We start from the raw sequence: 567 nt of genomic DNA on the forward strand, positions 1-567 counted from the left end.
GGTTATGGGAGAAACACGGAAGTGGGCTGGGAGAACTGACGAGGTATGCAGACGACTTCGTTGTGGTCTGTAAAACCAAAAAGGATGCAGAACATGCGTATGAACTCATCCGCACCATTATGGAACGTCTAGAACTCACGCTGCATCCGACCAAAACCCGCATTGTAGGTCTGTGGACAGGAGACGAAGGCTTCGACTTCTTAGGAATGCACCACCGAAAAACGAAAGCAGAAACCTCTCAAGGGAAGGTGTACTATACCACTCAGCAGTGGCTAACGAAGAAGGCAGAGGAACGCATCCGAGGCGTGGTCAAAGACAGATTAGCACCGCCTGGCATGCGCTGGAAATCGTTTGAGGAACACGTGGAATGGCTCAACCCAAAGATTCAGGGATGGAGAAATTACTATTACACGAACTACAGCCAAAAGAGGTTAGCGAAGCTGGATTGGTATATTCTGCAGCGATTTACCCGGTGGTATGCAAAGAAGAGACAACGGAGGAGATGGATGAGCTCATTCCCGGAGGTCAAGTATATGGCCAATAAGTGTGGACTAAAAACGCTATTGT

1 protein-coding gene is annotated in these 567 nt (G+C 48.7%); it reads left to right on the plus strand.

Annotated elements, in window-relative coordinates:
- A partial coding sequence (locus ACFSX3_RS25345) for a reverse transcriptase domain-containing protein (RefSeq protein WP_379313406.1) occupies positions 1–567 on the plus strand: 567 nt, incomplete at both ends.

It is taken from the genome of Paenibacillus rhizoplanae, assembly GCF_042684125.1.
In the GTDB taxonomy this organism is placed as follows: Bacteria; Bacillota; Bacilli; order Paenibacillales; family Paenibacillaceae; genus Paenibacillus_AQ; species Paenibacillus_AQ rhizoplanae.